This window comes from Mycolicibacterium sarraceniae (genome assembly GCF_010731875.1).
Lineage (GTDB): Bacteria > Actinomycetota > Actinomycetes > Mycobacteriales > Mycobacteriaceae > Mycobacterium > Mycobacterium sarraceniae.
The window spans coordinates 2,411,422-2,434,697 of sequence record NZ_AP022595.1 but is presented as its reverse complement, the minus strand read 5'-3'; the positions used below and the strand labels follow the sequence as shown (position 1 = coordinate 2,434,697).

The 23,276-nt window shown below is 60.9% G+C and carries 17 protein-coding genes and 4 pseudogenes; 6 read left to right on the top strand and 15 right to left on the bottom strand.

What is annotated here, in order from left to right:
- Positions 1-43: 43 nt before the first annotated feature.
- On the top strand, positions 44-586 hold the full coding sequence (locus G6N13_RS25085; RefSeq protein WP_235677742.1) for a glycosyltransferase family 4 protein: 543 nt from the start codon (positions 44-46) through the stop codon (positions 584-586).
- The gene (locus tag G6N13_RS12205; protein ID WP_220096748.1) at positions 583-1,470 is read left to right on the top strand and encodes a glycosyltransferase; all 888 of its coding nucleotides are present in this window, start codon (positions 583-585) and stop codon (positions 1,468-1,470) included. The genes G6N13_RS25085 and G6N13_RS12205 overlap by 4 nt, the downstream gene beginning before the upstream one ends.
- Here the strand turns inward: G6N13_RS12205 and G6N13_RS12200 are convergent.
- Both G6N13_RS12200 and G6N13_RS12195 read right to left on the bottom strand, forming a co-directional pair.
- Positions 1,440-2,261 carry an FkbM family methyltransferase gene (locus G6N13_RS12200; RefSeq protein WP_163697322.1) on the bottom strand — a complete coding sequence of 274 codons (822 nt, stop codon included), beginning with the start codon at positions 2,259-2,261 and terminating at the stop codon, positions 1,440-1,442. The two genes, G6N13_RS12205 and G6N13_RS12200, sit on opposite strands and share 31 nt — an antisense overlap.
- Positions 2,262-2,284: 23 nt before the next feature.
- Entirely contained in the window at positions 2,285-4,036 is a 1,752-nt protein-coding gene (locus G6N13_RS12195) for an ABC transporter ATP-binding protein (protein WP_163697319.1), read from the bottom strand.
- A gap of 395 nt (positions 4,037-4,431) precedes the next feature.
- On the opposite strand from G6N13_RS12195, the gene G6N13_RS12190 reads away from it, so the two are divergent.
- Complete coding sequence (locus tag G6N13_RS12190; protein WP_163697317.1) at positions 4,432-5,658, top strand: glycosyltransferase family 4 protein; 1,227 nt, start codon at positions 4,432-4,434, stop codon at positions 5,656-5,658.
- Between the two features lie 247 nt (positions 5,659-5,905).
- Here the strand turns inward: G6N13_RS12190 and G6N13_RS12185 are convergent, their stop codons facing one another.
- The 7 genes and pseudogenes from G6N13_RS12185 to G6N13_RS25690 all read right to left on the bottom strand — a co-directional run bounded on the left by G6N13_RS12185 (position 5,906) and on the right by G6N13_RS25690 (position 13,364).
- Positions 5,906-7,054 (bottom strand): glycosyltransferase family 4 protein, encoded by a 1,149-nt coding sequence (locus G6N13_RS12185; protein WP_163697315.1) that lies wholly within the window; start codon positions 7,052-7,054, stop codon positions 5,906-5,908.
- A gap of 15 nt (positions 7,055-7,069) precedes the next feature.
- Entirely contained in the window at positions 7,070-9,079 is a 2,010-nt protein-coding gene (locus tag G6N13_RS12180) for a heparinase II/III family protein (protein WP_220096747.1), read from the bottom strand.
- Positions 9,080-9,625: 546 nt separating this feature from the next.
- On the bottom strand, positions 9,626-10,288 hold the full coding sequence (locus G6N13_RS12175) for a class I SAM-dependent methyltransferase (protein ID WP_235678069.1): 663 nt from the start codon (positions 10,286-10,288) through the stop codon (positions 9,626-9,628).
- A 214-nt stretch (positions 10,289-10,502) separates the two neighbouring features.
- Positions 10,503-11,483 (bottom strand): DMT family transporter, encoded by a 981-nt coding sequence (locus tag G6N13_RS12170; RefSeq protein WP_197746794.1) that lies wholly within the window; start codon positions 11,481-11,483, stop codon positions 10,503-10,505.
- Positions 11,480-12,217: a 2OG-Fe dioxygenase family protein gene (locus tag G6N13_RS12165; protein ID WP_163697309.1), complete on the bottom strand. Its 738-nt coding sequence runs from the start codon at positions 12,215-12,217 to the stop codon at positions 11,480-11,482. Before G6N13_RS12165 ends, G6N13_RS12170 begins: the two co-directional genes overlap by 4 nt.
- Positions 12,214-12,600: pseudogene (locus G6N13_RS25695) on the bottom strand (hypothetical protein); the annotation flags it as partial. The pseudogene G6N13_RS25695 and the gene G6N13_RS12165, both read right to left, overlap by 4 nt.
- A gap of 32 nt (positions 12,601-12,632) precedes the next feature.
- Complete coding sequence (locus G6N13_RS25690; RefSeq protein ID WP_197746793.1) at positions 12,633-13,364, bottom strand: argininosuccinate synthase domain-containing protein; 732 nt, start codon at positions 13,362-13,364, stop codon at positions 12,633-12,635.
- A gap of 257 nt (positions 13,365-13,621) precedes the next feature.
- Between G6N13_RS25690 and G6N13_RS12155 the strand changes: the two genes are divergently transcribed.
- Entirely contained in the window at positions 13,622-14,533 is a 912-nt protein-coding gene (locus G6N13_RS12155) for a LysR family transcriptional regulator (RefSeq protein ID WP_163697307.1), read from the top strand.
- 119 nt (positions 14,534-14,652) lie between these two features.
- Here G6N13_RS12155 and G6N13_RS12150 read toward each other — a convergent pair whose 3' ends face one another.
- On the bottom strand, positions 14,653-15,273 hold the full coding sequence (locus G6N13_RS12150) for a TetR family transcriptional regulator (RefSeq protein ID WP_163697305.1): 621 nt from the start codon (positions 15,271-15,273) through the stop codon (positions 14,653-14,655).
- Between G6N13_RS12150 and G6N13_RS12145 the strand changes: the two genes are divergently transcribed.
- Entirely contained in the window at positions 15,260-16,231 is a 972-nt protein-coding gene (locus G6N13_RS12145; protein WP_235677741.1) for an alpha/beta fold hydrolase, read from the top strand. The genes G6N13_RS12150 and G6N13_RS12145 overlap by 14 nt on opposite strands.
- A 187-nt stretch (positions 16,232-16,418) precedes the next feature.
- On the opposite strand, the gene G6N13_RS12140 is transcribed toward G6N13_RS12145, so the two are convergent.
- Positions 16,419-17,624, bottom strand: coding sequence for an IS110 family RNA-guided transposase (locus tag G6N13_RS12140; RefSeq protein ID WP_163697302.1), 1,206 nt, complete (start codon positions 17,622-17,624; stop codon positions 16,419-16,421).
- 601 nt (positions 17,625-18,225) lie between these two features.
- On the opposite strand from G6N13_RS12140, the pseudogene G6N13_RS12135 reads away from it, so the two are divergent.
- A pseudogene (locus tag G6N13_RS12135) lies at positions 18,226-19,451 on the top strand (IS3 family transposase).
- Between the two features lie 36 nt (positions 19,452-19,487).
- On the opposite strand, the pseudogene G6N13_RS12130 reads toward G6N13_RS12135, so the two are convergent.
- From G6N13_RS12130 to G6N13_RS12115, 4 genes and pseudogenes are all read right to left on the bottom strand, one after another.
- A pseudogene (locus G6N13_RS12130) lies at positions 19,488-19,811 on the bottom strand (IS3 family transposase); the annotation flags it as partial.
- Positions 19,808-20,098, bottom strand: coding sequence for a transposase (locus G6N13_RS12125; RefSeq protein WP_163697300.1), 291 nt, complete (start codon positions 20,096-20,098; stop codon positions 19,808-19,810). The pseudogene G6N13_RS12130 and the gene G6N13_RS12125, both read right to left, overlap by 4 nt.
- Positions 20,099-20,145: 47 nt before the next feature.
- Positions 20,146-20,382 (bottom strand): annotated as a pseudogene (locus tag G6N13_RS12120) (IS1380 family transposase); the annotation flags it as partial.
- Positions 20,383-20,612: 230 nt separating this feature from the next.
- Positions 20,613-22,964: a LamG-like jellyroll fold domain-containing protein gene (locus G6N13_RS12115; protein WP_163697298.1), complete on the bottom strand. Its 2,352-nt coding sequence runs from the start codon at positions 22,962-22,964 to the stop codon at positions 20,613-20,615.
- Positions 22,965-23,276: the final 312 nt, after the last annotated feature.

The window sequence follows — 23,276 nt, the reverse complement described above, 5'->3', positions numbered from 1 at the left end:
CAGCGAGCAGCGAAAGGCACGCGTGATCCCACACGGAGTCAAAGTGTCTATCGCCGAGCATTCACAAGATTCCCAGACAATACTTTTTTTTGGGAGAACCGACGGCTATAAGGGTTTGGATACGCTCCTTGTTGCAATGGAGGCGGTCTGGGACTTCGAACCGCGCGCGCGTTTGCAGATTCTCGCGAGCGGCGGCGGCGGCGGGTACCAGGTGTCAGACAACCGGGTATCCGCAACCTGGGATGGCTTCTCTGGTAAAGAACTTGAGGCCGCTCTGTCAGCCGCTCGGGCAATATGCCTGCCATACACAACCGTCTCAGGGAGTGGCGTCGGAGCGCAAGCCTACGGCTCCGGAAAGCCGATCCTCGCAAGCAATCTTGAAGGTCTTCGGGAACTCGTCTCTCACGAGGAACTACTGGTCAAACCTGGTGATGCCGCGGACCTAGCTAGGGCGATTCGCTTAGTCCTCTCTCGTGATTACCCGGTGCGACCGATCGACCCAGATCGGACCTGGCCGGGCGTCGCGCGGGCGCTTGAAAGTGCATACGCCGATGTCGCGCGCAGCACCAAGAGGCGACCACATTGAAAGTCTTGATTGTTGCCTACCGGCGAGAGGACTTACTCAGGCGCTGCGTAGACCAACTGCGTTCTTACTTCGCCTTGTCGGACCTGCTGATCGTTGATAACCGAAGCGAAGAAAGCCAGTCGATCGCGGACTACTGCCTCTCCATGGACATCGCAATTATCCGAAACGAACACAATGAAGGTTTCGCCAAGGCGGTCAACATAGGGATGAGACATCTCAGCGACAGCGGTGATGATCCTTGGGTGTTCTTGCTGAACCCGGACACAGAGTTGCTTGTAGATCCAAATGAATTAGTGCGATTTTCGACTGCCAGTAGCGCCTGTCTTACCACTTTTGATGCGGCAGCAAAATCGCCATGGGACTCCGAAAAGCCAATACCCAATCCCTGGCGCGCAGCATGGGAAGACTCCGGCTTGGGGCGTCTCCGTCTCCCTCAACCACTAGGAAGTCGCTACAGATCCTTTTCCCAAAACCACAAGGGTTATCTGGTCGGGTGCTTCCTTCTCGTTTCGACGGCCGCTTGGCAACGAGTGGGGCCATTTGATGAACGATTCTGGCTCTATTCCGAAGAGACCGACTGGTGTTTGCGCGCCTATAAAGAAGGCATGGACTGTCAGGTTATTCCCGTGTTGGGGTACCGACATTACGCCCGTCAAGCCTCGCTCGGAGACCCCGCGGTCGAGGTGCGATCGATGAATGCTTACCGAAAATCGCGCAAGCTTTTCATCGAGAAATATTGGGGCGGCCTAGGCATCAGAAGTTACGAATTATTGCTGTCGCTTTTGTTGAGGCTCAGGCGAGTTGCAAGCTATGCGCATAGATTGCCGGGGAGCTATAGATCATTGGACGCCAGTCAGCGCTCGGCCCGTTCGGCGAACAGATAGTAGTCCTCCCACGGCGCTTTTGGATTCGGACGGGACTTCGTAACGTGAAGGCCACTAGAAGTGAGATATTCGAACACTTGATCATATGTTTTCTGGCCCGGCACTCCTGTGAAATCGTGGCAACTAACGCACATTCTCTCGATCTTCTCAACTGCAGGACCAAGGCTTAGAAGTGCTTCGTACTCAGCGCCTTCGATATTCATTTTCATATATGCGACACGTTCCACGCTTTGAGCACTGAGGATATTCGCAAGTGGCTCACTGCGAACAACTATAGAATCGTCCCCCACCACAGCAGCGACTGAATTCTGCACACTGCCCGGTTCAGCGATCGATAAGTGAACGCTACCTTCACCTTTGCCTACCGCCACCTCAAGAACTCGGACGTTTCGGTGCGGCAAATTTTCGGCCTGCTTTCGCAAAAGCCGAGCCGCGACCGGATCAGCTTCAATTGCAATAACTTTTCCCGAAGCACCGACCATTTCCGAAAACAGGCACACTTCGGTTCCGGCTCCCGCACCGACGTCGAGTATGACATCCCCTCCCTTCGGCGAATACCGTCGGAGAAATAGATCGATGTTCAGGCGGGTGATCCTCTTGGGGCTCAGTAGTGGCGAGTTCCAAAACAGGCAGCCACCAGACCAGATGAATGCCCAATCCTGACCGTCCCAGCGCACGGTCGTGTATCGGCAGTCCCTGACAGTCACCGCCACCGACGCAGCGATTGAGGCTAGCCAATGAAGGCGGACTGAAACAAGCCCATTCAAAATTCGGTTAGACAGGTTCTTCACGTTGCTCCCCTTGCAACTTGGTATCAAGCGGGTCGCAAACCCATGAGCGTGGCCTGACGTCGCAGCGCGGGCACACGCTCGCACACCTCATCAAAGGAACCTTGCGCCTGTTCTTTACCTTCCTCGAGGTAAACGACCAGATCAACGTTGCGGACGGTTGAGAGCCGGTGCGCGATGATCACCGTCGTCACATCCTCTTCCAGTTCCTCGAGCATATCGGTAATCCCTGATTCGGTCTCTACGTCGAGAGCACTCGTCGCCTCATCCAGCACGAGCAGCCGAGGGCGGGTGAATAGCGCGCGGGCGATACCCAGACGCTGGCGTTGACCACCACTCAGACGCAGGCCACGTTCACCAATCTGCGTGTCCAGACCGTCGGGCTGACGTCGAACGTACTCGTCGAGACGAGCCCGCCGCAGAGCGTCCCACACCAGGTCATCGTCCACGTCGTCCCGTGGAAGACCCAGAGCGACGTTGGCACGTAAGGAGTCGTTGGACAGCATGACATCCTGGGGCACGTAGGCTATGCCGCCAGGCCAACGCCGAACGGCGTCAGTCGGGTTGAGGCCTCCCACTGCCAACTCGCCCGAGTCTGGTTGGAGTACACCCAAAATGATGTCGGCGAGGGTGGATTTTCCGGCGCCGCTCCGCCCCACAATCGCGACAGACTGGCCCTCGGCGACCAGCATATTGATTCCCTGAAGAGCAGTCCCGCGTCCTCCGGGGTAGCTAAACGCGATATCGCGCAGTTCGATCCGCGGTGCGAAATCTCGGTGCCCGCTTGCAAGTATCCGCCGTACGGATTCGCGCACGTCGCGTCCCTCCTGTGGCGTGTCGAGAGGGTGTCCAAGATCCGCCGAGAGCGCATACGTAAGCGTTGCCGGACCCGTTGAACTCCGTATGCTGAGCGCCGCGGACTGGAGGCGTAGCAAGGAGGGCATTATCCGCGTTGCGGTAGCGAGAAACAGGGCAAAAGTGCCGGCCGCCAATGGTACTGGTCGTGTCGAAAACAGCACCGCAGCTAAAGAGAAGCCACCTAATACGAGAGCCCCCTCGGAGGCGTACTTAGGCAACAGGTTCAAAACCTGAAGACCTGCTGAAGCCCGCGCGGCCTCAGCGCGAAGGCCCTGGATGCGACCAACATAGAGCAAGCGACGGTCAGCGACGGTGATCTCCCGATACGCGCCAAGAGCTTCCTGTACAGCACTGAGGCTGGCTATATCAGCGGTCAAAGCCTGGGTGCCGACCCTCGAGATCCGGTGACCCAGGATCTTCTGCAGTCCCATAGCGAAGATCGCAAAGAAGACGATCGCCCCGAGTGCGACGGCGGGATCAACGAACAGTAGTCCCACAGCTAAGACAGTCAACAGCGCGATTTCAGACACTGCGACGACCGTCTGCCCAAGTATGGCGACTGTGGCCGCGCTGACGCCCTGGACTAGCGCCGCCGAAGTCTCCTGGCTCGAGCGCCGCTGCACGAAGGTGAGTGGGCACGAAAGGAGTGCCTTTGCCAACCTGGCCGACACGATCGCTTGCCGCCGCGCGAGGAACCTGAAGACCTTCACCATGAGAAGCGGGCTAATTATAGTCTTTGCGAGCAGGAGGACGGCCGCAGCGCCGGCGATGACCTCCAGGAGTGTGACGTCGGACAGGTTCCCGAGGCCGACGGCCGACACCAGGGTTGCGATGGTCTTCGGCGGTTGCTGGCCCTGGACGGTGGCTAACGACAACGCGCCTACCAGACCGATGAGAGTGACACCGACCAGGTCCAGCATTGACGTTGCCATCTGCAGACCGATTGACAGACCCAGAAGCCGCCTGTCACGCCGGTCCAACAGTCCCAGCGAAGCCCGAATTGCCTGACTAACTTTCACTTCCAGAGTTTCTCACATCCGCGAAATCCGACCCAGGCCTCGGCAAGGTCGTGATGTGAGCGCGCGACCTGCAGTCTTGTCGGGTGTGACACACAGGGCTGGTGTGCATGCTGGAGCGAGCAGGAGCAATGCGGCGATTGCTCAAATACCCTGGATATCAGGGTGCCTCTTGGTGTGCTTCTCGGGTTGTTGGTCGCTGGGAGAGAATCCCCCTGAGTTATCGTTGCGGCGACTCTGCAGGTCCGCGGGGGTGACTCCGAAGCAGGGCTTTAGCATCGGCGGGGAACGGGAGGGTCATGGACGACGCGCAGCCCTGTAGTAAACAGCACATTCTCATTTTGGTTGAGAATCTGTCGGTGCCTTTTGACCGTCGGGTATGGCAGGAAAGCCGCGCATTGACTGATGCTGGCTTCGCCGTGACGGTGATCTGCCCGATGGGCGCGAACCGCGACCATCTCCCGGAGGAGGTGATAGATGGCGTGCGAATCCTGCGGTATCCGCTACGCCCTGCCGCGGGTGGTCCGGCAGGCTATCTCCGCGAGTACAGCGTGGCGCTATGGCATACGCTGAGGCTGGCGCTGAAGGTCCGTCGCGAAAGCCCGATTGATGTTGTGCACGCGTGCAATCCGCCCGATCTCCTCTTTCTCATCGCCTTGGTTTTGCGCCCGTTTGGCGCACGTTTCGTCTTCGATCACCACGACCTAGTGCCCGAACTGTTCCAATCGCGTTTCACGCGGGCCCCGGCCCTGCTATATCGAGCCACCAGACTTGTCGAACGTCTGACGTTTGCCGCCGCGGACGCGGTGATCTCCACGAATGAGAGCTACCGACGAGTGGCCATTGAACGCGGGAAGATGGCTCCCGATCGAGTGACGGTGGTTCGCAGCGCGCCGGACTTGAGCCGCTTCCTCCAGCAGCCGCCGGATGACAGCCTGCGCCACGGAAAGCGCTACCTACTCGCTTACCTCGGTGTGATGGGTCCGCAGGATGGCGTGGACTACGCGTTGCGGGCGCTGAAACTGTTGCGCGACAACCTCGCACGCGATGATTTCCACTGCATCTTCATGGGAGCGGGTGACAGCTACGACGACATGGTCGCGCTCAGTAGCCAACTGGGCCTCGACGACGTGGTGGCCTTTCCCGGCAGGGTTCCCGACGAGTATGTCCAACGCTGCCTCTCGACCGCCGACGTCTGCTTGTCCCCAGACCCTCGAAACCCCCTTAACGATGTCTCGACAATGAACAAGGTTCTCGAATACATGGCGATGTCGCGTCCGATCGTGTCCTTTGACCTCATCGAGGCCCGGCATTCGGCAGGCGAGGCTGCAATCTATGTGCCCGCCAACGACGAGGCGGCGTTTGCACAAGCGATCAGCGACCTCCTCGAGGATCCCGCCCGCCGGGCCGAGATGGGGCAAATCGGGAGGACCCGCCTCGAGGAACAACTGTCCTGGGAATTCTCCCGCCAACAGCTCGTCGGATTTTACCGGCACCTGATCCCCAACGGTGCAGCCGACATCTGACACATAGTTCTCGATAGAACAATTAGAGCCTTAGATCAATTAGGACCGTCGGCACATGTCAGAAACGGGCCAACCGGAACGGGGAATGCAGGGGGGGCAGTCTTGCGAGATCGGTCCTCTGGAACGGAACCACGCAGACTCCGTAAACGCGGCCGTCAACTATCCCTGATTCCGAGGGGTTGACGTCACGTCATTCGGACTTGTGGCCACCAGTGAACTCTCTCGCCGTCGACCAGTTCACTTCGTTTCACGGGGTCCAGTCACTGTGTTCGTTCACCTGGCTTGGCGCCTTGAGTTCTATGCTTGCAGCACGTCGGGAGCGCGCGGGCAGCGCCTTGACCTGTGTGATCTGGTGGTAAAACGCATCGATTCGACGGGCCGCGGTGTCGATATTGAATTCGTCGACGGCCCGTTGAAACGCGCGCGCGCCGTAGTCAGAGCGGGCGGTTTCGCTATTCACCACATCACGGAGCGCGCCGAACAGCGTGTCCACGCTCCCTGGAATGATGAGGACTCCGCTGGAATTGCCGAGCATCTCGGGAATGCCGCCGACACCGCTGGCGATGATGCACATACCTCGCGACATCGCCTCGAGTATTGCCATCGGTTGCCCTTCGTTAAGCGATGGAAGCACGAGCACGTGAGCATCGGACAATAGTGTTGCAACGGCGGTCTCTGAAAGCCATCCGCGCACGTCGACGCTGGTCCCGATACCCAGGTCTAATACGACGTCCCGAGCGCGTTCGACTTCTCCGTCACCGGCGATGGTCAACTTGGCGAGCTGGCAGTTGGGGTACGCGATCAATTTCGCCCACGCCTCGAGAAGCACAAAAGTTCCCTTGCGTTCTCCGATCTCACCGAGGAACACAACGTGAACAGGGCCGCTGACCTTCTGTTGATCCGCGCGGCCCGGCCTTACTGCGTTAGACACCACCTCAATACGGGCGCGGGGTGCGATCCGCCGCAGCTCAGTGGCCCAAGCTCTACCGAGTGCGATCACTACTTCGACATGTTCCAAGGAAATACGAATCAATAGGCGAAGGGATCGTGGTGCGTTGTCAAAAAATTCGTTGAATCGGGCACCATGCACGTGCAAAACTACCGGAATGCGGAATGCTTTCGCTGTCCAGATAAGAACGAATTTTCGGGCGAAACTTCCATAGGACGCCGTATGAATGTGAACGATGTCGGGCCGATTGATCACTAACGCCCATGCGAAATGGATATAGCCCAAAGTAAAAGCCAAGATTCGAACCGGCATACTGCCATTGCGGTGGGTGGCGACATGGCGGATATTCCAATTGTCCCATAAGTCCGTATCGCGCATGTTGCGAATGAAGGTGGAGATCCCGCCCCGCGTGGACAAACTCGTCGAGACCCACAGTGCACGCGGCATTTTAGTCACCGGTACCTAATCCTGGATGCTGATCGTTGCATGGGCGGACGGGGCAAGGTCGATTCTTACCGTCCGCAGGTCGCTGTCTTCCGCCCAGCAGACGCTGATGTATTCGTCGCAGCGTTCGACGAACAGATCGTCGATGCGACGTCTGTCGATCGGGACGATCAATGTGGCTACGACGATCGGGAGCTCGGCGTTCGCGACTGCACCTAGCCACCATGCGGGCATGCGGCTTTCCAATCGATCGGACCACCAGCCACGGTTCTCTCGCACGTCACCACGCACCTCGTCAATCAGCAGCGGTGCGGTTGACGAGTACAGCAATTGGGACACGCCAACGTTCTGCCGGGTGACTATGTGGCCGAACGGAATTCGTTGCACTTCAAGACTCGGATGAAGTGGCCAGTTCGTCCTGACTTCGTGATGTCCATTGCCAGTAACCATGTCAACTACTAATTGCCCCCAGTCATCTGACGGGGCGATCAGCCAGCGCCTGTGTACGGGCTTACCCGGCAGCCGGGTATAGCCGTCATGTTCGGCATCTACTACGCCTGTTACCAGATCCACCTGGCGTACACGCGTGCGTGCGTGGCGCAACCACATGAATGAGCCAGCATTTAGAGACTGATCCTGACCATCGATGCAAACCGTCGCATGTGCGCCCGTTGACCGCATAGCCGGGCGCCATTCTGGATGCCCGTAGTAACTGCCCGTGCCAGGGTCAGTTATCACATCCTGCCCGTCGATACTCAGCGTGATGGCCAATGCGTCGGCATGACCGTGAGCGGCGATCGAGAGGTATCCAAGCGGTCCTACGTCCATCGTTGTCCTCCGCCGTCCGCTGCGTAGCACGGCTAGCCCGCCATCAGGTGCGAAGAAGCTGGCGGGGCGCTCGGCCGAAAGGGCAGGGGCGAGCCCCACCAGTTCGGCGGATGAACTCTGTGCCATAGCCCGATACCACTGCCGGGTCAAAGTGTCGTTGACAGTTCCGCGAGCTGTCACGCCCCAGCCGTGTGCGGAAACGATGCCAAGATGGTCGCGTACAGACCGTACCGCCTCGGGGCCCAATCGCAGGGCGAACCCTTCGTCATCGTCGCCGTAGCGTGGACACGGGTCCTGATCTCCCACTACGGCGAAGAGGAACGTCGAACTTCGGACGATTGCCTCGACGATTTGATTGGGCGCGTGACCATCTCGTTGGGCAAGGAGCGCGGCTACCAGGTACAGCAACTCGACGGTGAAAGTCTGGTACCCGACAGCCTGTTCAGCGCCGACGCCGTCGGCCAGGATCTGCTTGTCCGCCTCCGACGAAAGCGTCTGAACGGCCCATGACTCCCAGGACGCCGATGAAACAAAATCGGGAAACATCAATGCGATGACGGCAAGTCCTGCCATCTCGCCTACTAGATGATTGTTGGCCGAGCTGAAGAGCGACCGGTCGTGCCAGCACCGGTTGGCACTTTCGGCTAGAACGCGCAGAATGCGTTCGAACCGGCTGGCGGTTAGCTCAGTCGAGTCCCGCAGCCCTTGCACAGCGATTGCAATCGAGATGGCTCGAATGCCTGCTTCGAACGCTCCCCGCCAGGCGACACCGCGGCCGGGCGGATTTTGGTCCATCCAGGAATCGAGGTGCTCAAACGCCGCGCGTTCATATCGGCTTTCCCCGGTGAACAGCCAGGCTTGTGCCAACCAAGGCAGGTGCTGGAGACGATTAAGTTCCCAGATCCACTTGACGTCGCCGGCAAAGATACGGTGGTTGATTTTTCGGGAGAGAACTTCCGGCCAACGTACGTCACTGACCGGATCGTAGTGCCAGTCGATCGGCTGTTCGAGTGTCACCGCGGGATAGCCGAAAAAACAGAACGAACGTTCCACTGCGAGATCCGCCGCACTCAGGAGTGCGGCGACGAGCGCGGGATTCTCATCTCGAATCACTTGCGCACGTTGGCGATCTAGAAGAATGGGACGATCGACACCGGACCGGAAACGTTCGAGCGCCTCAGCCGAGTCCAACGCATCCACTAGCTCGGCGACGTTGTGGCCCCGTGATCCGCGTGCGCGGGCAGTTCGAAAGGGCATGGTGGCTCGCCATAGCATTTCGCGGTGGCCCATAGACTGAAGCCGGTGCGCATACCATTTCAGACCACTCATGAGAACCCCTCGGTAGCATTGGAGTCGGATAGCCGTATCGCCGGCCATACCAACCACAGCGAAGAATTTACCGCTTGCAGCTCACGGGGATCCGGTCGACGTGGAACAACACCACCGGATCCGGATACAGCCCACCGCTGACCGCACCCATCTGACCATCCGCCGAAAAGTGCGACCGGAGAACATCGGGAAAGCTGGATCTGCTGAGGATCTACCCAACAGGCGGCAGTTTTCTCGCGAGCCTGTTATTGCAAGGCGGACATCGGGTGTGGCCCAGCGAAGCCGAGCCGGGCAGCACCCACGACATCACCGCAGCGCGGGCCGCCCGGGCAGCAAAATGTCCAAATGCAGGACGAAGCCGTGGAATGCATCGAGCCGCTGTCCTATCGAATAGCACGGGGCGAAAAAGTGACGCAGCTACTGAGACTTTCGAGCGACCGCGTAGATAGATGGAGCCGCCACCTCTAGGAACGGCTGTGCACACAATGCGTCCATGACGGGGCGCGGGAGACGATCACCATACTTGAAGCGGAGGTAATCTGACGTCACAAATTGAATATCGACAAACCTCCGACTCAACAGCGCGGAAAGCTCTTTCTCGGAAAACCCGGCATGCGCGCCAAATTCGTTCCGAAATCGGTTCCGGAGACGAGCTCTGTAGTCGGCGGCGTTCCACTTCAGCTTCTGGTACGTGGTAGCTGTGTGCGAACCGATGTAGCCGACCACGCGGTGCCGATTCGGTGTGCCGACATAGATGAGACCGTCCGGCATGAGAACGCGTGCCAATTCATCCAAGCTCTTAGCTGGGTCAGTGACATGTTCGATTACATGGTGATAAAAGACGAAGTCGAAACTGTTGTCAGGGTAAGGCAGATCCAGCACACTGCCTTGTAACAACTCGAATCTATCTAAGTCAGCTCCGACTCCACCTTCCGCCGCAAGGTTGACATCGACCCCAGTCACTTGAACATCGAGATCCACGCGAATATGAAGCGCCTCGCTCCCGTTGCCACATCCTGCAACGAGAATGCTCTGTGGCGACTTGGGAATGAGTAGTGGCCGAACTATATCGCAGAACATCTGCGCACCCGCGTGGGTACCGGCGATCGATTTGTTTCGTGGCATGAGCACTCCGCCCCCTCATTTAGTTAACTCTGAACGTAGTCTAACGGCACGAAAGGTGTGGCATATCTGGCTACGAACAGCCGGCGATCAGGCTGCGGGCCGCGGGTCGTCGGTCGACCATTCAACACCCTTCCAGACCGCGAAAAGTCAGGCCAGCCTTCATGAACACCTAAGGACGCACCTGAACGATAGTCGCTGGCATTTCCGCGCGGCGGCGCGTGTCGATGATTCGTCCCCAGTTTGTGCCGAGGAGGATCAGGAGTGCTCCGGTGACGCCGATAACGCTGACTGGGTCGTGGGCCAAGAGCACGCCGATGGTTGCGGCCCAAAGGGGTTCGGTCCCTAGAAGCAGGCTCACCCTGGCTGGCGAAGTGCGCCGGACTGCCCATATTTGGATGAAGAAGGCGAAGACGGTGCAGACGAGCGCGAGATAGATCGTCAGGATCCAAGACTGCGTGCTCATCTGCCTGGCAACTTCGCCGACTCCTCGCCCGGAGATCTGCGATAGGACTGTAAACACGAATAAGCCGGTGCAGAGCTGCACGAGTGTGACACGCGCCGAGTCGAGGGTGCGTTTTTCGGACAGTCGCGCGATCGCTGTGACGTGGACTGCTCGAGCAGCTGCGGCGAGCAGGATCAGAAGATCGCCAAGGCTTGGAGTGGCGAACCCGCCGTTTTGCGTGAGTAGTCCGACGCCGACGACAGCGATGACCGCGGCTCCGTAGAACGCAGGGGGCAGGTAAGTGCGCTGTATCCAGCGTTGCAGCAGTGGTGTCATCACGATGGTCAAGGAGATGATCAGCCCTGCATTTGAAGCCGAGGTCATTGTCACGCCGAATGTTTCGAGACTGAAGATGATGCTCAGGATTGTCCCGAAGATCATGCCGAGAGCGATTTCAGTGCGGTTGATGTGGCGCAGCCTCGACGCCAAGACGATAGCCAAGCCCACTGCGGCGAGGGCGAATCGGATGACGAGGAAGGAGAACACGCTGTCGGTGGTGACGACTTCTTTGGCCGCCAGGTAGCTCGATCCCCAGACGATCGCCACCGCGAGCAGTGCGACATCGACGGTTCTGTGGGAGGGGGACCCGGCCGGTGGCTGTGTGCCGTTAATGGCCGGGTCGGGGGTGGCGCGGTTGAGGATGCTCACGGGGTCTCGGCGGTGAAGGCGATGACGAGGACGTCGCGATGTCCGTGGTCGAATCCTTCTGCCGGCAGGATTGGGGTGACTGAGTGCAGGGTGGTGTTGTCGTCGGCGAGGAGGAGTTCACCGCGCTGCAGCAGGGTGGTGGCGGTGAGTTCAGAGCCGGTGTTGGTGTAGACGGTGCTGCGTCCTCCGGTGATCTGGCAGCGGCTAATCATCAGGGTCGTGATGTAGGTGACGCCGTCGCGGTGTCGCCCTTCCGGTGCGGGTTGGCCGGCGGATTTCGATGTAGCCAGGATCCGGTAGGGGTGGAGTTTGATGTTCCATCGATGCGATCCCTGTGCCTGGGTGAAGGCCCTCCCCAGCGCTGGTAGTAATCCGCGCAGGACTGGGTTGCGGCAGAAGGCGGCGGTGCAGGGTTCGAAGTGTCGTTCGATTCCGCCGTTGAGGTGATTGACGGTCATGCTCTGCAGGTAGGGGCTGTGCGGTTGTTGCAGGAATTCGCCGGTTGTGGTGTCCAGGGTGAAGCTGCTGTAGCGGCGCAGCCGGTAGGTGCCCCCGTCAGCCATGTATCGATCCGCTACCAAATGGTTCCACTCGGCGGCGAATGATGACCAGTCATCGGCGGAAGCATCGGCCAATGATTCGGTCTGCGTGGCGGTCAGGTGTAGGTAACCGGGCTGGGCCATCGCGGCCGCAATGGACGAAATGGTTGCGTTGTCGGTGGTTGATGTGGTCATCGTTGAAGGCTTTCTTCAATCAGGAGTGGGCTGAAATTGTCGAGTTCGGCACGAATGGACTCGGTTTCCCAGCGCTCGCGGTCGCGTAGGTAGACGGGACGTTCTGCGATGATCGCGGCGGTGCCCGCCACACCGTTGTGGAGGTGCCATTTCACGGTGCCGGTGACCGTAGCGGTGCATTGGTCGATGAAGGCCTCTGCGGCGGTCTTGAGCAGACCGAACCATCTGCCTTCGACAGCCTCGCGGGTCCAAAGCTGTTCAACCCCAAGCTTGACGCGCATGAACTCGGCGGACAGGCAGGCGCTTTCCAGGTGACGCATTGTGCGCAGGAGGATCCAGGCGGCGGGCATTTCGCGAACTTCGAAGACTTTTTGACCGTCGTCGAGATGTTCTAGACCTGTGAAGCGTCCAACTCCTAGGCGTCCGACTCGGGTGTTGAGGTGGTCCCGAGTTCGACCAGGTTCATTGCCAGCCCGTCGATAGCCGTGGGGATGCCTTCTTCCACGGTGATCGACAGATGTTCGTCGCGGTCGCGCAGGTCGGGCGAGGTGGTGCTCCACCGGTAGATCGTCTCGGGAATCGAATGCGCCTCGGGATCGTCGAGCGCGCCGGACTCGAACTCTCGGCACCACAGGTTTGAGTCCCCGCTCAACGAGCGATCACTGGCGAAAGTGATTCCTGCCGCTGCCAGCTCAGAAGTCTTGGCTACGCGGGAAACAGGTTGCAGGTCGTACGGGCTGCCGTAATTGCCGTCAAAGCCGAGCAATTCCAGGGTGCCGTTGAGCCGCCGAAGTGTGTTCTGCGATCGGTTGGCGGTGTGGATGATGCACTGGGCGCCCAGGCCGTGGGCGAGGTCGACAGCGGTGCGTGCGATCAAGGGGCGGCTCAGTGTCGAGCTGACCGGGTGCAGACCCAGATAAACGGCCTGGGCTTTGATTGCCGGTGCCACGAACTCCGCGGCGAACACGTCTTGCTGGTGGCTGACGTGCAGCGTCGCACCCAGCCTGACCGCGATTCGCTGCTTTTCCTCCTGTGTTTCTAGTTCGCCGATGTCGACGGACAGGGCGTGGACGTCGCTGAATCCCATCTCGCGTAGCCGTAGTAGCAGATAGGTACTGTCGAGTCCCCCGCTGAACAGGGTGATCACGGGCCCGCTCCGGTCGAGGCGCTGGTCGATCTCATCGAATGAGCGGAATCGGTAAGCAGAAATGGCAGTGGTCTTTCTGTGAAAGGGTCACAAGCCGCCCGGCCCACAGGAGTGCAGCTTCCGAGCTATGAACGACGCAAGCGGCGAGCCAGATTCGGCGACTACCGGGCCCCCATGCCGCGGCAACATCCATCATCGCCAGAGGCAAACGCATTGGACAAGCAACACTATCTTCAGTAATTAAGTAGATTTACTACATGGATGTGGAGCGTTTGCGACTGTTGCGCGAACTGGCCGAGCGCGGCACGGTTCATGCCGCTGCAACCGCAATGTCCCTCACCCCGTCCGCGGTCTCCCAGCAGCTCAAGATCCTGCAACGTGAGGCTGGTGTTCCTCTTCTCGAAGCCACGGGACGCCGATTACGACTCACTGATGCCGGCCGAGTCCTGGTCGCGCGCACCGATGAAGTACTAGCGGCCCTCGATCGCGCCCACGCTGACATGGACGGTTTCCGGAGCACACCTCGCGGAACCGTGCGTGTCGCTATGTTCCCTTCCGGCGCCGCGATGCTGTTAGCAGGACTTATCACCCGGGCTGCAGCGATCGGCGTCGAAGTTCTCGGACGCGATATCGATCAGCCCGCCGCACACGCCCCGGGCCAGCTCGCCGACTTCGACGTCGTCGTTGTGCACCGCGACGAACGTGACCCCGCGCAATGGGGTCCCCGCATCGAAGCCACCTTGCTGCTGCGGGAACCCCTTGAGATTCTGTTACCGCCGGGCCATCGCCTCGCCGAGCGCAAGCGGGTCCCCCTCCGCGAACTCGCCGACGAACCCTGGATCGGCGTCGAGGGCGGCCTCATGGTCGACGACGTGCTGCGCTCGCTAGCCACCATATCCGGAGTGCACCCACGCATCGTACAGAGAGTCAACGACTTTCGGGTGGTCGAAGAACTTGTCGTAGCGGGGGTAGGAGTCGCGCTCCTACCCCGTTACATACTCACCGCACGGGATCTGACTCGCAAACCACTCAGCGGAGTACGCATAGCCCGCCGAATCGAAGCTGTCACCCGTGTCGGCGCAACCGCTCGGCCTGCAGTCAACGCAGTCATCAGCATCCTCAAAACCCTCGCCCACGAAACGCACCAGCAGAACACCCGACCGCAATGACCGCACCGGACAGCAGCTCCAGTGAGACTCTCAATGAGGGTGTCAAGCGCGGCCGGGGTCGCGATGAGCCCGACGGCGGCGCTCGCTGCTGGGTTGCCACTGTTGTATTCGAGCAACGGCTAGGGGTCAGTCTGCATTCTCAACCCGCGGAGCACGCGGGCTATCTCGGCGGATAACCCGGATCGCAGAGCGGTACGGGCTGACGGTGCAGCTTCGGCAAGGGCGATGCCGGCGTGGGTGATCATGCCGGAGAGCAGCTGGGCCATGGGGTCGACGGCAAGGTCGGGGGGAAAGAGCCCGGCGTCTATGGCGCTGGTGAGTAGTAGGCGCACATTGGTGAAGGTGTACTGGTCTTCGCATTGGCGCCAGCGCGTCCAGCCCAGTGCGATCGGACCCTCGACGTAGATGAGGCGGCCAACGGTTGGGTCGGCACACACGGTGAGCGTCACCTCTAAGGCGGCCAGCATGCCGGCCCACAAGTCTTTTGGATGGTCCGACACTGCCGCGAACACCTGCACCTTTGCAGCTTCGTCGCAACGGTTCAGCACTGCTTCAAAGAGTGCCCGCTTGTCTGAGAAGTGATGGTAAACAGCTCCTTTGGTGACCTGAGCAGATGCGGCGATGTCGTCGATGGAGGTGGCCGTGAAGCCGCGCTCGGCGAATGCGGCGGCAGCGGCGTCGAGCAAGGCTTGCCGCGTCTGCTCGGCATATTGCTCACGGCGACTCTTGACAGTTCCCACCCCACCGAGCATAGTCGGTCCGGTACGTTGCATACCGATAGTAGGTGAGAAACCTATGGTATCTGATAGGAGCGGCATGGACATCGCTGCGTTCGAGATACACCGCCAGCACGCCACGATTCACACTGGGCCAGTCAGCTTCATCGACGTCGGCTACGGCCGCACCGCCGTCTTCATCCACGGCGTGATCACCAACAGCCTGCTGTGGCGCAACGTCATAGGAATCCTTGCGTCCGATAACCGCCGCTGCATCGCCGTCGATCTGCCCGGACATGGACAGACGCCCCCAGCCGCCCAGGACGCGGATGTATCGCTGACAGGTCTCGCGAGCCGTGTCATCGACCTGTGCGATCACCTCGGCCTCGAACGAGTCGACCTCGTGGCCAACGATACTGGCGGGGCAATCGCACAGATCGTGGCCGCTCGTCTCGGCGAGAGGCTGGCGACACTGACGTTGACCAATTGCGACACCGAACCCAACATGCCGCCCATGATGTTCAAACCCGTTGTGGCAGCAGCACGCTGGCCTCGCCTGTTCGAGGTGGTCGGGCCGCGCCTGGTCGGACACCCGACCGTCACACGGTGGGTGACCACGGCTGGTTACCAGAACGCCCACTACCTGCCGACCGATGTTCTGGACGCGTTCTGGCGCCCCGTCCTAGGAACCGGGGCTGCGGCCGCCGCATTCGCGCGAATGCTGAGGTCTGTCAGTACCGACGACCTGGCAGCCGTCAGGCCTCAGCTCCAACAACTTCGAGCACCCACCCTGATTGCGTGGGGGACTGGTGATGTCTTCTTCCGGGTCAAGTGGGCACACCAACTCGCCGACCTGATTGCAAGCACCACCGGCGTCGTCACCCTCAAGGGGGCGCGCCTGTTCTTCCCCGACGAACGAGCCGCCGAACTCGCCCCCCTGCTCGAACAGCACTGGCAGCGGCATGACCGCACCACAATTTAGGCACACCCCCTACCCAGGTGCGGAGCGCATGCGTCAGCAGTCTCGCTCGACCCCGGTCCCTCAGAGACGAGACGCCGAGTTTCGCTGCGGAGACGGCGTTAGTGGCCTGCTTCATCGATACCCATGATGGTGTGATCGGTTGAGACGCAGCTCGGCGTCAGGAGGCTCTATTCGCCCCGCTGAGCGGTCACGCGGCAGCGAGTGCAGGCTTGTCGAGGGTGAACTCTCGCCCGTCGCGTAGCAGTGCCCACAGCACGTCGACCAGGCGCCGCGCCAGGGCGAGCAACGCCTGGCTGTGGACGAGGCGTTCACCGCGTTTGCGGTCATAGAACTGCCGAGACGGTCCGCCGGTGCGCAAGCTGGACAGCGCCGCCAGATAGAACACCCGCCGCAGGCGACGGTTGAAGCGTTTCGGTCGGCGAAGATTGCCGCTGACGCGACCCGAATCCTGGGGCACCGGAACAAGTCCTGCGTAGGACGCCAACCGCCCAGCGGTGCCGAAAGAGGCCAGGTCACCGCGGGTGACGACGAGGAATTCAGCACCCAGATTGGGTCCGAAGCCGGGCAGCGATTCGATGATCCGGGCGTACGGGTGGTCACGGAAACGCTCGGCGATCGTCTTGTCGAGGTCCTTGATCTCGCGGTCCAGGTCGAGCAGCTTGGCCGCGATCCGCTTCACCAGAGCAGCCGTACCGTTCTGCCCAGGCAGTACCAGGTGCTGTGCGTTCGCTAGCGCCACGGCGGTGGTGGCGGTCTTGGCGATCCCCGGCGCCCACGCCTTATTCGCCTGCAGGTGAGCCGTGACGCGCTCGGTGCCGGCGGCGCGGATCTCTTCCGGGGTGCACAGTCCGGCTACCAGGATCAGTGGTGTGCGGGTGGAGTAGTCGAACGCCGCTTCCAGAGCCGGGAAGATCGACCCCAGCAGCGACCGCAGCCGGTTGATGCCACGCACCCAATCGGCCATCACATCAGTGCGATCCCCGGTCAGCTGGGTCAACTCCACCACCAGGTCGTCGGGCATCGTCACGTCGGCGAGATCGGTTCGCATGCGGGCGATTTGGGCGATCACGCGTGCGTCCTTGGCGTCGGTCTTGCCTTCGCCGCGAAACGCGTTCGTCATGGTGTTGACCACCCGGCCGGGCACGTAGACCACCGTTTCCTCGACAGCCAGGAGCACGGTGATCAGCATCGACGCGATCGGACTGGTCAAGTCGATCGCCCACTGCACCCGCTCGGCAGACGTGTGCGCACGCTCGATCACCGTCTCGATGGCACGCTGCTCGTTGGCCAGTTTCTGGGTCCACACCACTTTGCCGGTCTCATCCACCGCGCACGCGTGATGGCTGAGCTTGCCGACGTCGATCCCGACCCACACCTGTGGCCGCACCGTCACCGTCGTTCTCCTGTGCTCGTAGGTCAGCCCGTGGACAGCTCCGCCGACATGTCCCTAAACAGCGACGATTCGCATCAGCTCTCAATTAGCGGTCAGAGCGTCCAGCACGGTGGGGCAGCCAGCCTCAGAAAGCCACACACGCGACAACAGGATCTCAGCTACACCCCACCGCCCTGGGCATCCGAGGCACCAACCCCAGACGTCTACGACCTTAGGGACAGGATCTGAGCCGTCTTCATTATCTGCATGCGAGACGGGCGAAAGTCTTGTAGGTATTGCACAAAACGTCGGTCCGTCGAACGGGTTCAGGCCAGGTGGGGCAGCCCGCTGGTTTGCGAAGCGCCCGACGTGACGAGGCAGGACAGTTCGCTCAGGCAGTAGCGGCGACCCATCCAGCCAATGCCAGATAGACCGTGGCCACGGCACGGTTGATCCTCCGGGCACTTCTAGTGTCGGCCGAGATGATGCGATGCCCGAGAGATCCGGCGAAATAGCCGATCGGGCCGTCAATGCAGAAGTCGATGACAACGGGACTTGACCCCATGTGTTGGACACGCTCAATCCCGGGATGTTCCTGGGGGAAGCGAGATGATCCAACGCGATGGCAAGGAAAAACTATCCAGAGGAGTTCAAGCGTGACGCGGTCGCGCTTTACCGGGACACCGAGGGTGCGACGATCACGGTGATCGCCGCCGAGCTCGGTGTCAGTGAGGCGACACTGTCGGCGTGGTGCAAGGCGGCCGGGGTGTCGATCCGGCACTGTCGGTCGGCCTCGGCGGCGGCAGCGAGCCCGGGTTGCGAGACTGCGGAGCAGGAGCTGGCCCGGCTGCGGGCTGAGAACAAGGCGTTACGCGCCACGCAGGCCCGGTTGTCCACCGAGCGGGACATTCTGCGGTCGGCGGCGAAATATTTCGCCGGGGAGACGAACGGGTGAGCCGCTTCCAGTTCGTCGCCGACCACCTGCACGCCTTCGAGGTGAAGTGGCTGTGTGCGCTCGTGGAGGTCGCACGTTCGTCGTTCTACGCATGGCTGGCCGGTGCTGACGGCCGCGCGGCGCGTGAGGCCGCTGACCAGGTGCTGGCCGAGCGGATCCGGGTGGTGCACGACGAGGACAACACCTACGGGGCACCGCGGATCACCGCCGAGCTCAACGACGGCGTGCCCGACGGTGAGCGGGTCAACCACAAGCGGGTGGCCCGGGTGATGCGCAGCCACGGGATCGCCGGCTACCGGCGCCGCCGGCGTGAAAACCACGGTGGCTGATCCGGCCGACCAGAAGGTCCCCGACCTGCTCAACAGGGACTTCACCGCCACGCAGATCAACACCCGCTATGTCGGGGACATCACCTACCTGCCGTTGGCCACCGGCGGCAACCTGTACCTGGCCACGGTGATCGACTGCTGCTCGCGGCGGGTCGCGGGTGGGCGATCGCCGAGCACATGCGCACCGAACTCGTCGCCGACGCCCTGCACGCCGCTACCGCCCTACGGGGCAGCCTGGCCGGTGCTGTGTTCCATGCCGATCACGGAAGTCAACACACCTCAAAGGATTTCGCACGACTCTGCAAAGCTCTTGGAGTTACCCAGTCGATGGGTGGTGTGGGGTCAAGTGCCGATAACGCGCTCGCGGAATCGTTCAACGCCACCCTCAAGCGTGAGGTCCTGCAAGACCGGTCCTGCTGGCCCGACGCGGCGAGTTGCCGCCGCGAGGTGTTCGGCTGGCTGGCCCGCTATCACACCAAACGACGGCACTCCCGATGCCGTCATTCCAGCCCCGCGACCTACGAAAGGAACCTAACGACCACTACACTGCCCGAAGCCGCCTAACCACAAATCCCGTGTCCACTGCATGGGGGCAAGGCCCCGCTTGATACGGCGCGCCACCAACCCCTGGCGGCGCATCGAATCGGCCACCGTCTTCTCCGACACTTCCCAGCCCAGATCGCGCAGGTCAGCGATCAGCCGCGGCGATCCATGCAACCCTCTGGCCGCCGTGAACGCCGACGCGACCGCGGCATCGAGCTGCGCGCGGCGCCGATCGGTGTCAGTGTGCAACCCGTCGGTATTGCCCGCGCGAGCGATCCACTTGTAGAACCACGACACGCTCACACCCAACAGCACACACGTAAATGCATGTGGCACTCGGTATTTGGTCCTCTGGTCGGCAATGAAACGTGCCCCGCTCACTTCGTCGCGTCCTTCACCCACAGGACCACCGATCGCTTGAGGACATCACGCTCCATCCGCAACTCGGCGTTCTCGCTGCGCAGACGCTTGAGCTCGGCCAGGTCATCGCGGGTCAACTCCCCACGACCCTCCCGTGCCTCACGGTCCTGAGTGACCCAATTACCCAGAGTGCCCTCGTGAACCCCCAGATCCCGAGCCACCTGCGCGATCGACTTACCCGTCTCACGCACGATCCGAACAGCCCCCTCACGGAACTCCCGGTCGTACTTCTTCCGTTTCTCTGACATCGCTACTCCTTATAGCTGATGCCTCCACGGTCCCGGGGGAAGGCCAGTCCCACACCGTCGATGCAGTCCGCACCGTCGGCGACCGCAGCCGCCAGATCGGCGAACACCTCACCAGGGGCGTACACCCACCGGCCGCGGTAGGTATCGGCCAGCACCGCGGTGACCTGCAAGGACAGGCCCGTGAGATCGGCGAGCTCGCGCAGCAAGCCCATCCCAGCATGCGACACGACACCCTGGCCGTCGGCCGACACTTTCACCCGTGATGCCACCGCGATACTCTTCACCTGCGAAGTGCCTTCCCAATGGGTTGATCGAACCGTAGAGAAGTCAGATTATCCCCTGCAGGACAGGCACTTTCGCGTATCTACACCCCAAAACTCACAACATTCTACGAAAAATCCGGGCTAAAGCATCAAATCCCACAGACAACCACACACCAATTGCTGGAGCTATGCAGGAGTCTTGAATATCCCAACATCACGAACTGGCGACATAAACACCTTTGCAGCCGCGGTTACCGGGTCAAAGGGAACCGAGTGAATATGTCTGCGAGATCGGTCCTCAAGTTCTGGCCGGCTTCGTCGTAGAGCCCCGTCGCATCATTCATAATTGACCAGCAGTTCGCGCCGACGACCTGCGGGTTGTCCCTCACCAGACCGAGGATGGCCTCGTACGCGTCCACGGCCTGTTGAGTTGTTAACGCTCGAGTATCGACTCCGAACTCCCCGATCATCACCGGCTTGCTCGTCATCGACAGCAGGGGGGCGATGGACTGGTCACCGAGTCGTGCCTCTGGTGTGGAGTAGAGATGCAGGTCGAAGTAGTCGACAAATTCGTCGAACTCACGGTACGTCGCCACATCCCAGGTATATGAAATTGAGGAATATGTGAGCGGGATGCCTGTGGTGACGCTCCTGATCGCCGCGGCCCAGTTTCGCGCCAATTCGATACAACGTTGCTTGCCGAAGGTCTTGAACGACGATCCGATCTCCTGCATCACATCCCACCCGACGACATTAGGGTAGTCATTGAGGAGATCGGCCTGCGCCTGTAACTCCGCGGTAATGAACATTTCGTCGATATCCACAAGGTGGCGCAGGTCCCCACTCGTGCCGTAGAGGTACATGCCCTGACTGTCGAGGTACTCGGTGAGTTGACGAAGGTGATCCAAGTAGGTTGCCCGGGTGATCCGGCCTTGATGAAGTCCCCGAATGTCACCGATGATGCGAATCGTGTTCGCGCCCAGCCCCTTTGCGAGTTCGATACCACGTTCTATCCAGCCGTCCCACTCCCAGCGAGTCCAGAGCTGGGCCCACACGTTCGCGTTGTCGAACGCGCCGTCGGTGTAGAAATCCGCGGCTTTGGGATGAATATTAGCTCCGCGGAGTGCTGTTCTGTTGTCGGGGCTCGACCGCGGGAACGGGACCCTCGGCAGAGCGGAAAACCTCGGCTGTAGCGTGATCCCATGCTTAGCCGCCAAACCCTCTGCGGCGGCTGCGATTTCGTCGCCCCTCAGGCAACGACCGTACCGGGTGATCTCGTAGATGTTTGCGTTGAGCGCATCGAGATCGGCGCTGATCGCGCCGATCGCCACGCTTCCCCCGCTGCCTTCCAGCGACGTCACGTGGCGACCGAGATACACGCTCGGCTCGGAGGGAAGTCCGTCGATATAGAACTGGAATTCGCCCGTTCCGGAGTCGTAGGAAAGTGCGATCACAGAGGTTTGTCTAGTGGGCACCGCCGCGACGCTGGCGCCGATCGACGACTTCATCGTGACGAGTGCTTCCAACGAACCGTTCGGGTTCAGCCGCAACTCCAGTCCCCCCATAGGATGACCGGCGATGAAGGCTCCCGCCGTCTCAGGCAGATCACGAACCTCGGCGACGACGAAGACGGTCTGCGTTCCGCCGTCCGCCGCAATGTCGGAAGTAAGGACACTCGATCCTGCAAAGGCTACCGAGGGGGTGATTGCGCCTTGTGCAATCGCCTGGTACCGCGGCCGCCGGTCCATCTCGATTTGGGTGGCGATCTGCCCACCATCGAGACACAGATCGGGCCACGCCGCGACGCGGCCGAGGTCATCTGGGGTCACGGTGAACACCGCGAGGCTGGTGATCCCGCAGTCCGTCCCGACAGTGTCAAGATGGAACCCCTGCTGTGTTGAGGAGAGAAAATTCGCGGCCGGATCTGTGGCGATCAGGACTGGGTCGATATAAGGCGTATCCCGTAACCCTGTGGTCACGGCGTAGACCCCACCCCTGAACTCGACTCGGTACCAGTAGGGGGCCCCGGGCGAGAAAGGCGGGCCCGGCGCCGACCCCAGCGTCGTATCAATTCCGCTGACTCTGGCGCGAAGCACGACCGACCCCGACTGTACGACCACGGACACGTAGTTCGCTGGGTCCACGAATCGGGGAAGCAGCTCAATGCGTACATCCTCCCCTGCTGTGAACGTCGCGACGACGGCACCATCGGCGACTCCGGTCGCGGCCCACGCAAGACCTGAGCCGCTGACCATGCCGGCATCCAGCCGAAGCGACGGATCCCACCCGGACCAGGCATCACCGAGGCGGGAAGTGGGGGCGCCGGGCCGATTCTGATCTATGAAATCGTCCGACATAACGATGCGCCCGCCGATCAGGGCGGCGTCGAACCACATATCCCAACCCTGTATGGTCGGCTTAATTCCCTGTCCGTACTTACGTGTCACCGCCAGGCCGGATTGCGATTCCGGATTCTCCGCGTGGGCGACGCCACGGTTACTTGCCGCCGCAACGGCCGCGGCAGCGGCGGCGCGTAACAGGCTTCGGCGATCCAACATGGTCGTCCCAGAGCCTCCCGCCGGCGTAATGATGCTGATCTCCAACTTGATTGACCCCAAGGTAGCGCATCGACATCTCGTTGGCCCTTTCCCAACGGGACAACGGCGAGACTGTACCAATCGACCCGTCTTGCACACGGATCACGTACTGCAGCGCCATGAACCGGCTCTATGTGTTGCCCGTCCCTCTGTGTGACGAGCACTGCGGCGGTGTTCGTCATTGATCCTGGCGATGATCAACACCGGGGACGGCGGTCGTCTGCATCATCACCGTACCCACGATCGACCCGGCCGCTGGACGGGCTATCAACCGGTCGGATCCCTCGTCAGGAGCAATGATCAGAACCTGTGGATGAG

What these genes read in the sequence shown, in the direction of transcription:
- G6N13_RS12175 (WP_235678069.1), bottom strand. Translation starts at nt 10,288, where the DNA reads ATGTTCTGCGATATAGTTCGGCCACTACTCATTCCCAAGTCGCCACAG.
- G6N13_RS12195 (WP_163697319.1), bottom strand. Translation starts at nt 4,036, where the DNA reads ATGCTGGACCTGGTCGGTGTCACTCTCATCGGTCTGGTAGGCGCGTTG.
- G6N13_RS12185 (WP_163697315.1), bottom strand. Translation starts at nt 7,054, where the DNA reads ATGCCGCGTGCACTGTGGGTCTCGACGAGTTTGTCCACGCGGGGCGGG.
- G6N13_RS12155 (WP_163697307.1), top strand. Translation starts at nt 13,622, where the DNA reads ATGGATGTGGAGCGTTTGCGACTGTTGCGCGAACTGGCCGAGCGCGGC.
- G6N13_RS12190 (WP_163697317.1), top strand. Translation starts at nt 4,432, where the DNA reads ATGGACGACGCGCAGCCCTGTAGTAAACAGCACATTCTCATTTTGGTT.
- G6N13_RS12125 (WP_163697300.1), bottom strand. Translation starts at nt 20,098, where the DNA reads ATGTCAGAGAAACGGAAGAAGTACGACCGGGAGTTCCGTGAGGGGGCT.
- G6N13_RS12165 (WP_163697309.1), bottom strand. Translation starts at nt 12,217, where the DNA reads ATGACCACATCAACCACCGACAACGCAACCATTTCGTCCATTGCGGCC.